At 71.3% G+C, this 9,477-nt stretch carries 9 protein-coding genes and 3 pseudogenes; 3 read left to right on the forward strand and 9 right to left on the reverse strand.

What is annotated here, in order from left to right; genetic code table 11:
* Nucleotides 1-64: 64 nt before the first annotated feature.
* On the reverse strand, nucleotides 65-988 hold the full coding sequence (locus O3Q52_RS05095; RefSeq protein ID WP_269647580.1) for a LysR family transcriptional regulator: 924 nt from the start codon (nucleotides 986-988) through the stop codon (nucleotides 65-67).
* Between the two features lie 227 nt (nucleotides 989-1,215).
* Here O3Q52_RS05095 and snpA point away from each other — a divergent pair, with 227 nt between their 5' ends.
* Entirely contained in the window at nucleotides 1,216-1,884 is a 669-nt protein-coding gene (snpA, locus tag O3Q52_RS05100; protein ID WP_269647581.1) for a snapalysin, read from the forward strand.
* A gap of 106 nt (nucleotides 1,885-1,990) precedes the next feature.
* Here snpA and O3Q52_RS05105 read toward each other — a convergent pair whose 3' ends face one another.
* Nucleotides 1,991-2,995, reverse strand: a complete 1,005-nt coding sequence (locus tag O3Q52_RS05105) for an endonuclease/exonuclease/phosphatase family protein (protein ID WP_269647590.1) — start codon at nucleotides 2,993-2,995, stop codon at nucleotides 1,991-1,993.
* A 260-nt stretch (nucleotides 2,996-3,255) separates the two neighbouring features.
* On the reverse strand, nucleotides 3,256-4,032 hold the full coding sequence (locus O3Q52_RS05110) for an alpha/beta fold hydrolase (RefSeq protein ID WP_269647582.1): 777 nt from the start codon (nucleotides 4,030-4,032) through the stop codon (nucleotides 3,256-3,258).
* Nucleotides 4,033-4,109: 77 nt separating this feature from the next.
* On the opposite strand from O3Q52_RS05110, the gene O3Q52_RS05115 reads away from it, so the two are divergent.
* Nucleotides 4,110-5,432, forward strand: coding sequence for a PLP-dependent aminotransferase family protein (locus O3Q52_RS05115; protein ID WP_269647583.1), 1,323 nt, complete (start codon nucleotides 4,110-4,112; stop codon nucleotides 5,430-5,432).
* On the opposite strand, the gene O3Q52_RS05120 is transcribed toward O3Q52_RS05115, so the two are convergent.
* The 5 genes and pseudogenes from O3Q52_RS05120 to O3Q52_RS05140 form a co-directional block, all read right to left on the reverse strand.
* Complete coding sequence (locus O3Q52_RS05120) at nucleotides 5,347-6,231, reverse strand: hypothetical protein (RefSeq protein WP_269647584.1); 885 nt, start codon at nucleotides 6,229-6,231, stop codon at nucleotides 5,347-5,349. The genes O3Q52_RS05115 and O3Q52_RS05120 overlap by 86 nt on opposite strands.
* Nucleotides 6,232-6,528: 297 nt before the next feature.
* Nucleotides 6,529-6,690 (reverse strand): annotated as a pseudogene (locus O3Q52_RS05125) (transposase); the annotation flags it as partial.
* Between the two features lie 4 nt (nucleotides 6,691-6,694).
* A pseudogene (locus O3Q52_RS05130) lies at nucleotides 6,695-7,351 on the reverse strand (ABC transporter permease); the annotation flags it as partial.
* Nucleotides 7,352-7,418: 67 nt separating this feature from the next.
* Nucleotides 7,419-7,662, reverse strand: a pseudogene (locus tag O3Q52_RS05135) (hypothetical protein); the annotation flags it as partial.
* Nucleotides 7,650-7,823 carry a hypothetical protein gene (locus tag O3Q52_RS05140; RefSeq protein ID WP_269647585.1) on the reverse strand — a complete coding sequence of 58 codons (174 nt, stop codon included), beginning with the start codon at nucleotides 7,821-7,823 and terminating at the stop codon, nucleotides 7,650-7,652. The gene O3Q52_RS05140 and the pseudogene O3Q52_RS05135, both read right to left, overlap by 13 nt.
* Before the next feature lie 310 nt (nucleotides 7,824-8,133).
* Between O3Q52_RS05140 and O3Q52_RS05145 the strand changes: the two genes are divergently transcribed.
* Nucleotides 8,134-8,697, forward strand: a complete 564-nt coding sequence (locus O3Q52_RS05145; protein WP_269647586.1) for an SH3 domain-containing protein — start codon at nucleotides 8,134-8,136, stop codon at nucleotides 8,695-8,697.
* 125 nt (nucleotides 8,698-8,822) lie between these two features.
* On the opposite strand, the gene O3Q52_RS05150 is transcribed toward O3Q52_RS05145, so the two are convergent.
* Complete coding sequence (locus O3Q52_RS05150; protein ID WP_269647587.1) at nucleotides 8,823-9,221, reverse strand: hypothetical protein; 399 nt, start codon at nucleotides 9,219-9,221, stop codon at nucleotides 8,823-8,825.
* Nucleotides 9,222-9,477 lie beyond the last annotated feature (256 nt).

Genomic DNA, 9,477 nt, shown 5'->3' on the forward strand with positions numbered 1-9,477 from the left:
TTAGGGGCGCGGGGAACTGCGCGACCAGCCCCCACCGGGCCCGCACCCGACACACGACCGCACCTCAAACACCCACCCGATCCAGCCACTCCCGATACCCCGGCGCCTCCCGGGCAACCTCCGAGTACGCCTCCCACAGCCCCGGAAAAACAGAGTCCAACTCCCCCTCCGTACGCGCCGCGAGCAAAAGCCGCACACCCAGCGGATCCCCCTGAATCCGCCGAACCGCCATCGCCGGCCCGGGCTGACACGTCGGCTGGCACACCGTGACGACCTCACCGGTCGAGACGAGTGACGCGGCCGTGTGGTAATCCCCGTGCAGCACACGGGGACTGAGCCCCGCCGCCCGCAGCATCCGATGCACCGCGTCCCACTCGCCGTCCACCGTTGGATCGATCATCCAGCGGTCCTCGGCCAGGTCGGAGAGCTGAACCTCCGAGCGCGCGGCCGCCGGATGGTCGGCGGGCAGGGAGACGAACTGCGGCTCGCGTTCGACCAGGACACGCAGGGCCAGCCCCTCCGGCACGCGCAGCGGACAGCCCTCCACCTCGTGCACGTAGGCGACGTCGAGCCGGCCGTCGGCGAGCATGCGCAGCAGCGCGTTCGGGGAGACGTCCATCTGGAGGACCGGCTCCCGCTGCCGCGCGCGCAGCCGCCGCAGCCAGCCCGCGAGGGCGCGGCTCGCGGTGGAGCCGATCCGGAGCTGGGGACCGTCGTCGTCCTTCGCGGCGGCCCGCGCCTCCGCGACCAGGGCACGCATTTCGGCCACCAGCGGGCGGGCGCGGCCCAGGACGACACGGCCGAGCGGGGTCGGCCGGCAGCCGGTGCGTTCGCGGAGGAAGAGCGGGCCGCCGAGCTCCTGCTCGATGCGCTTGAGCTGGGTGCTCAACGAGGGCTGGGCCACGCCGAGTTGCCGGGCCGCCCGGTGCAGGCTGCCGGTGTCGGCGATGGCGCACAGTGCGCGGAGGTGCCTCACCTCGAGCTCCATGCGGTGAGCCTAGGACGGCCGCACGGGCCGCACCAGACGCACAAACCCCAACTGATGGGGGCGAGTTGGGTTGGATACTGATCGGTAAGTGATCATTGATCGACCATAGATGATCGTTTCCGACCGGGTGATAGCTGCGTCCTATCTCCGATTGCCATCATCACAGCTGCCCCACAGACGCAGACACTCACCGATGACGACTTCACCCCCCACTCAAGGAGTCATCGATGCGACTGTCCACCCGTCTGTCCACACCCGTTCTCTCGGCCGCGGTCGGGCTCGGCCTCACGGCCGCCGTGCTCGGGGCCGTCCCGGCCTCCGCGGCGCCCGCACCCGTCGCTCCGGCCGCCCCCTTCGCGGGCTACGACGGTTCCGGCGAGGAGGCCAAGGCCAACAAGGCGTTCTTCGACGCGGTGCTGAAGTCCGTGGCCGAGAAGCGCGCCGCGAACCCGAAGGCCGCCGCCGTCACCGTCGTCTACAACGCCTCCTCCGCGCCCTCCTTCAGCGCCGAGATAGCCCGCAGCACCCAGATCTGGAACAGCTCCGTCTCGAACGTGAAGCTCCAGTCCGGCTCCAACGCCGACTTCACGTACCGCGAGGGCAACGACTCACGCGGTTCGTACGCCTCCACGGACGGGCACGGCAGCGGCTACATCTTCCTCGACTACGCGCAGAACGAGCAGTACGACTCCACGCGCGTGACCGCCCACGAGACCGGGCACGTGCTCGGGCTCCCCGACCGCTACACCGGGCCCTGCAGCGAGCTGATGTCGGGCGGCGGACCCGGCACCTCCTGCACGAACGCGAACCCGAACTCGGCCGAGCGGGCCCGCGTCGACCAGCTGTGGGTCAACGGCCTCGCGAAGGCACTGGCGAAGGTGAACCAGGACCGGTAGGTCCCCCCTGGATGCACCACCCACCCCCCACTGACGTGGGCCGTCCCTCCTGCACAGGGGCGGCCCGCGTCGCCTTTTCGGCCCGGCGTCAGCAACTGCCGCTGATCTACGAGTTCTTGAAGAGAGTCAGGTCCACGACGAGCGCCCGGTGGTCCGTGTTTCCGAGGTCCAGGAATCGGGCCCGGTTCGCCGAGAAGTCCCGGGACACGAGGACGTGGTCGATCTGGGCGCCGAGAGGCGGGGCCGTCCGGGCCGGCCAGCTCGGCGTGCGGGCGTCGCCGGTGAGGCGGGCGGCGTCCCCGAAGCCGGCGTCCAGGATCCGGCGGAAGGCCGCGTGGTCCTGGGAGGCGTTGAAGTCGCCCGCGAGGACGGTGGGGCGGGTGCGGTTCGCCGCCGCGTAGTCGCGGAGGTCGGACAGTTCCTCGCGCCAGGTGGACAGGTTCGTCGGCAGCGGCGGCATGGGATGGGCCAGTTGGAGCCGGATCTCGTGGCCCTTCACGTCGGCCGTGGCACCGGGCATGCCCATCGTCGCGGGGATGCCCGCGGCCGGCTTGAGGGGATGGCGGCTGAGGATGACCGAACCGTCGGAGCCCGCGCCCTCGACCACCTGCCGATAGGGATAGGAGCCCTTGCCCACGGCACCGCCTGCGTTGTCCCCCTTGCTCCCCGTGTCCTTTCCGAAGGCCTGCTGCAACTTCTCCTCGCATCCGTACTCGCATTCCTGGACGAAGACGAGGTCGGGGCGCTGGTCCCTGATCGCGTCGATGAGTTCGTCCGTGGCCTGGCCGAACTCGACGTTCGAGGTGAGTACGCGGAGTTCGGCGACCGGGGCGCCCTTGGGCTGCGACGTCTTTCCGTACGGCTCGATGTACCAGGCGAGCGCGGCGAGCACGGCCAGGCTCCAGACGAGGCCGAGGCGCCAGCGGGTGAGGGCGGCGAAGAGGAGGGCGACGGTGGTGGGGGCGAGGAGCCAGGGCAGGAACGCGAGCAGTTGGGGTACGGGGGTGATGCCGTCGGTGTCCGCGATGCGGCACCCGACGACTGTGCTCACGCCGACGAGCAGGAGTGCGGCGAACCAGGCGCCGGCCCGGGTTCCGCCGTGGCGGGACACCGGGACGTCGTCCGTCCACTCGTCTGTCTCAGCCGTTGCGCTGCGCAAATTCGCCCCCTTCCGTTTGCTGGATCCTCCCTTAAAGACGGGGGATGCGGGGGGACGGTTGAGGGCTGCTGCCGGGTGCGGGTGCGTCGTGGCTGGTCGCGCAGTTCCCCGCGCCCCCGAAAAGCGGGGCTGCGCCCCCTGGCTTTTGCCTTTGGGGGCGCGGGGAACTGCGCGAGCAACCCCCACCGGCCCGCAGTCGACGTACGGCCTGTTCAGAGGCGGCCCAGAAGGGCCGCCAGGGCCGCATTGAACTGCTCCGGCTGTTCCAGGTTCGGCATGTGGGCCGCTTGCGGAACGACCTGGAGCACGGAGCCCGGGATCGCCGCGTGCATGGCCCGCGCGTCCGCCACAGGCGTGTACTCGTCGTCCTCGCCGACCACCACCAGCGTCGGAACGGTGACGCGGGTCAGCAGTTCGCCATAGTCGGGCCGTTCCGCCCGCCCCCGCAGGGCGGCCGCCGCGCCCTCGGGGGACGTGGAGGTCATCATGCGGTGCACGTGGGCCGCCACGTCCGGGTGGGCGTACGGGGACACCATCCTGTGCAGGACCTCGTCGGCGTACGGCCGCATGCCCTCGCGGAGCAGGCGGTCGGCCATGTCGTTGCGGGACTTCTTGCCGGCCGGGGTCTCGGCCGCCGGGAACGTGTCCGCCAGGACCAGCGCCCGGACGCGCTCGGGGAACTGCCGGTAGCACTCCATGACGATCTGGCCGCCCATGGAAAGACCGGCCAGCGCGAACTCGCGTACGCCCAGGTCGTCGAGGAGGGCCGCGATGTCCTCGGCGAACGTGGCGAGCGGGGTCACCCCGGGTACCACCGGGGACCTGCCGTAGCCGCGCAGGTCAGGGGCGATCACCCGGCGGTCCGGGGAGAAGGCGGCCACCTGCGGGGCCCACATGGTGCGGTCGAAGGGGTGGCCGTGGATCAGGACAAGGGGCACCGAGGTTGAGGCATGCGCGCCTTTGTCCTCGTACAGGAGGAAGGGAGCCATGTTCAGGACCCTAGATTCCGGGAACTCCTCGGTGCAATAAGATCTTTGCCCTCGGTGCAATCCAGGGAGGGGTGGGCGTGGAGGACTATCGGCGGATCGCCGACCGGCTGGCCGAGGAGATCCTCACGGGACGGCTGAAGGCCGGTGAACGGCTGCCGCCGCAGCGGGTGTTCGCGAAGCGGCGGCGCATCGCGGGGTCCACCGCCGGGCGTGTGTACGGGGAGTTGGTGCGGCGGGGCCTCGTCGTCGGGGAGGTCGGGCGCGGCACCTTCGTACGGGCGGCGCCGGTGCCGTCGGGACGGGCCCTCGCCGAGCCGGCGACCGCGGCGGTCGTGAACCTGGAGCTCAACTACCCGTCCGTGGAAGGGCAGTCGGAGCTCCTGGCAGGCGGACTCGTGCCGCTGCTGCGGGCCGATGTGCTGGGGGAGGTGACCCGTACGGTTCCCGCCACCGGGACCGCCTCCGCACGCGAGGCCGCCGCCGGGCTGCTGGCCGGATCGGGGTGGCGGCCCCACCCGGAGCAGCTCCTCTTCGCCGGGAACGCACGGCAGGCCATCGCGGGCGCGCTCGCCTCGCTGGTACGGCCCGGCGGGCGGGTGGGGGTCGAGGCGCTGACGTATCCGCTGGTCAAGGAGATCGCGGCGCGGATCGGGTGCGTGCTCGTACCGCTGGAGACGGACGGGGAAGGGCTGCTGCCCGGGGCCGTCGCCGCCGCCCACCGCTCCGCTCCGCTCTCCGCCCTGTACGTCCAGCCGACCCTGCACAATCCCACCTCGGCCACGATGGGGGACGCGCGCAAGCGTGAACTCGCCGAGGTGGTGCGGGAGTTGGGGCTGCCTGTGGTGGAGGACCGGATCTGGTCGTTCCTGCACGAGGAGGGTGTGCCGTTCGCCGCGTACGCCCCCGAGCGCGTCCATGTCGTCGACGGGCTGTCCAAGCGGGTCGCGCCCGGGCTGACCGTCGGCTTTCTCGTCGTGCCCGAGGGGCGCGTCGAGGCGGCGGCGGGGGCACTGCGGTCGGGCGGGTGGACGGCGGGACGGTTCGCGCTGGAGGCGGGGACGCGGTGGATCCAGGACGGGGTCGTGGACCGGCTGGTCGCCGACCGGCGTGCGGACGCCGCCCGGCGGCAGCGGGTCGTCGCGGAACTGCTCGACGGATTCGCCGTCCGCGCCGATCCGTGTGCGTACTACGCCTGGTGGGAGCTGCCGTCGCCGTGGCGTGCGGACACCTTCACGGCGGCCGCGGCGGCGCGCGGGATCGCGGTCACACCGGGGCCCGTCTTCGCGGTGGGGGCGCAGGCGGCGCCGGACGCCGTCAGGCCCGGGCTCGCGTCGGTTCCGGTGCCGGCGCTGGGGCAGGCGCTGCGGACGCTTCGCGACGTCGCGCGCGGTGGTCCATGAGCCAGGTCGCGGCGGCGACGGTGAGGCCGAGGGCCAGGATGAACCAGGTGGCCGTGCGAAGGGTCGAGGTCAGGGCGTCGTAGACCGTGCCCGCCGCCGCCCGGGACACATGGGTGGGCAGGTCGGCGAGCGTCAGGGCGCGGCCGATGACCGTGGAGAGGGCCAGCAGGGCGGCGCCCAGGGCCATGCCGAGTGCCGTGGCCGTGACGGCCTGGCGGCGGCGTACGGCCAGCAGGATGCCGCCGACGGCCAGGGCGACCGCCGCGATAGGGAGCCAGAAGCCCGCGATCTCCAGCACGTGGAACCCCTTTCGGAGCGTGCTCAGCTCCTGCGCCTCAAGGACCGTGATCTCGGTGTGCTCGACGGGGATGCGGTTCGCCAACGGGACGCGGTCGTAGGACAGCTTCGACTTCAGCTGCTGGGTGACCGGTGCCAGGTCGAGAGTGACGGCACCCTCGCGGCCGCTGCGCAGGGCCCGCAGGACGGCGTCGTGGGCGGCCCGGTTCGCCGTGTTCCAGGCGGCGCGGAAGGCCTCCGTACCGGTGAAGGACCGCACCGCCCTGCGCACGTACGCGCGGACCTCGCTCTCCAGCGGTCCGACCTCGATCTGGTTCATGACCCCGTCGGTGACCGAGTCGGCGATCGCGCTCTGTACGTCGGGCCCGGCGGCGAGGGGCGCCATCGTGTCGACGTACCGTCCGGTGTCGCCGATCTCGTACTTCGCCCATGCCGAAAGCCCGCCCAGCGGCACGAGGACGCAGGCGAGCACGATCAGCAGCGCCGAGAGGACTTTCCGCACCCCTCAAGGAAGAACCCCGGCCGTGACCCCCGCCATCGGGGCACGGCCGGGGTGACTGCATCCGGGCCTGGATTGCGTTCTTCCGGGGGACATCGGGCCCCCGGGAGAGTGTGTGGTGGTGGAACCGCGCTACCGGGATTTATTCGCAGTGCATCGGGCTTCAGCCCGGTGGTGAAGCGAATCTGATGGCTGCGACGCGGAGCGTCGCAGGTTCTTGTCCGGCGGAGCCGGATGACGTGTTCCTCGCTCGTGGCGCGGAGCGCCGCGATGGCTGGTCCCGGCGGAGCCGGGCGATGCTCACACAGGCCGGTTCTGCCGTTCGATGTACTGCTTGACCACGGAGAGTGGGGCGCCGCCGACGGTGCCGGCGAAGTAGGAACCGGACCAGAGTTTGCTGGCCCGCCAGTAGTGGCGTACCAGATCGGGGAACTCTTGGCGCAGGCGGCGGGAGGAGACGCCTGTCGCTCAGGAAGGTCAGCGGGAACAGGATCATCATGCTGACGCCCATCACCGACTTCTCCGTGCGCAGCAGCAGGCCGAACATCGTCCACACCCAGGAGAAGGCGAAGGAGAAGACGATCAGGAGGAGCACCCCGCCGACCACTCCCTGGACGCCGCCGTCCGGGCGGAAGCCCATGATCAGACCCACCGACAGCATCACGACCGACGCCATCGCGTAGCGCAGGGCGTCCCCGAGCAGATAGCCGACCAGCGTCGACGGACGCCAGATGGGCAGCGAGCGGAAGCGGTCGAAGACACCCTTCTCGATGTCGATGTTGACCGCGAGGCCCGTGTACATCGTGATCATGGTGACGGACATGACGAGGATGCCGGGCAGCAGGTACTGGATGTACTCGCGCGGGGAGCCCGCCAGGGCGCCGCCGAACAGATACGTGTACATCAGCACCAGCATGATCGGGAACGCCGTCACGTCGAAGAGCTGCTCGGGCACGTGCTTGATCTTGAGCATCGCGCGCCAGCCGAAGGTGAGGGACGTCCGGATCGCGTTCGGCCGCGGCGGGCGCTCGGTGGCGACGAGCAGCGCGGCCAGGCTCTCGGTGCTGACCGGCGCGAGGTCGGCGGTGTCCGTGCCGTTGGTGGGCTTGGTCGCGGTGCTCATGCCGTGGCCTCTGCTGCCGTGTCTGCTTCGTCGGCGGCTGGGGTGAGGTCTCCGCGTGGTCGGACTTGCCGGTGAGGGCGAGGAACACCTCGTCGAGACTCGGCCGGCCCAGGGAGAAGTTGTCGACGGTGATGCCCGCGTGGGCCAGCTCGGCGAGGGCACGGGACGCCTTCTCGGCGGCCCCTGCGCCTCCCCCCGGACTCCGTCTGGGGGGACCCCCATGCCGGACCGTTGCCGACCCGGGCCGTCAGTGCCACCGGGTCCGGCTCCAGCTGGATGTCCGCGTCGAGGGCCTGCCTCAGCAGCCGCTCGCGGCGTCGGCTCCGTTCGGACCGAGCAGGCCGTACACGGTGCCGGCCTCGATGCGCAGGTCCACGCCGTCGACGGCGCGGTTGTCGCCGAAGGTCTTCACCAGACCCGCGGTCTCGACGGCCGGCCCGGCCCATTGGCCGGTGCGGTTCTTGCTCGTCATGTCGGTCCGCCCATCCGCGTCGTTCTCTCGTCCCTGCTGTCGGTTTTCGAGGTCCTTGAGGTCTTCGAGGTCTTCGAGGTCTCTCGCGGCGCTTCCGTAGCTCTCAGGGTGCGTCCGCGGGGCCCGAAGAGCATCGGTCTGTCGATGCAGTCCTCGATCGGTCTCGAGATGCAGACCCTGGGGCGCACGAAAACTCATCGGCGGGGAGGCAGGAGATTTCTCCGTCGTTCTCCCTGGGCTCCGGTGGAGGGTTCACCCGAACGGGTGTTTCCTGGTTCTGGGGACGGAGGCGGGGAGAAGGAGGCCGATCATGGGCATCACTCCGGCCCTGCGGACCCTTGCGATCGCCCTGGTCAGCGGCAGTGTGCTGACGGTGGCCGCCGCCGGTACGGCGACGGCGGGCGGCACGGCTTCCGCCGGTTCGGCGGCAGGAAATTCCGGTCGCGGCGGCTCCGAGGATCCGGTGTGGGGCACCGTCGTCTCCCGCGGCGACCTGAATGTGCGGGCCCGTCCCGACACCGGCTCGGCCGTACTCGCGCGGCTCTCGCCGGGCAGCCAGGACCGGGTCGCCTGCGTGGCGCGCGGCACGCACGTGTTCGGCAACCCGCACTGGTACTGGCTCGTCGGGGCGCGTGCCTGGGCGAGTGCCGCGTTCGTGGACATCGGCGGGGCGGGGGTGCCGCGGTGCTCCGACCCCGGCGAGGGGGACTGGAAGGACCGGTGGCGCGACGGTTCGGGGGGCTGCAACGGCTGCGACGACGGTTCCTGGAGTTCCTCCGGCTCCTGGAGCGCGTCCGGTTCGTGGAGCTGGAGCTTCTCCGGCTCCTGGGACGCCTCGGGCTCGGGCTGGGAGTGGGTGCCCGGCGGGCGGTGAGTCCGAGGAGAACGGGTGGCCCGGGACGGGGAGATGTGGGTGAGGCCCGGGCCACCCGCACACGTACACCGGCCTGTGCCCGATGGGCACAGGCCGGTGTACGTCGTTCGCCGTCGTCCGCCGGTTCAGTCCTCGGTCGTGTAGTAGCGGTAGAACACCATCGCGAACACGCCGGCGGCGATCACGAGGGAGATGCCCGAGGACTTGAGGATGCTGGCGTCCGTGAGGCTGTAGAGGAACCCGAACGAGATGCCCGCGAACACCGCCCACGTGAGGGCCCGGGCCTCCCGGGGGAGGCGTGGGGCGACGGTGTGGATGCCCTGGGCGACCACGGCGAACAGGACCGCCGAGACGACGCCCAGGAGGACGTTCCAGCCGGTGATCGGGCCCGAGTGGCGGTCGATTCCGGATGTCCAGAAGCCGTAGATGATGCCGCCGAGCGCCGGGATCGCGAGTTTCGCGGAGGCCGCGGCCGTTCTTGTGGCGGCGGTGGGTGTGCGTGGTGCGGGTGCCGCGTGAGTCATCGGGCACTCCTCTCGTTCGCCCCTGCCTTCCAGAGCACACCTGGGGGACGCCCCTGGCAAGTCGTGTGTCGGGTGCGGCTTGGCTGCCGCCGGCTTGTGTGTCGGGTGCGGGTGGGTGGGGGCTGGCCGCGCAGTTCCCCGCGCCCCTGGGTGGGTGGGGGTCGGCGTGGTGTGTCGGGTGCGGGTGCGTTTCGGCTGAGCGCGCAGTCCCCCGCGCCCCTGAAAGCGGGGCTGCGCCCCTGGCTTTTGTCTTTCA

The sequence above is a fragment of the Streptomyces sp. ActVer genome (assembly GCF_027270795.1).
Lineage (GTDB): Bacteria > Actinomycetota > Actinomycetes > Streptomycetales > Streptomycetaceae > Streptomyces > Streptomyces umbrinus_A.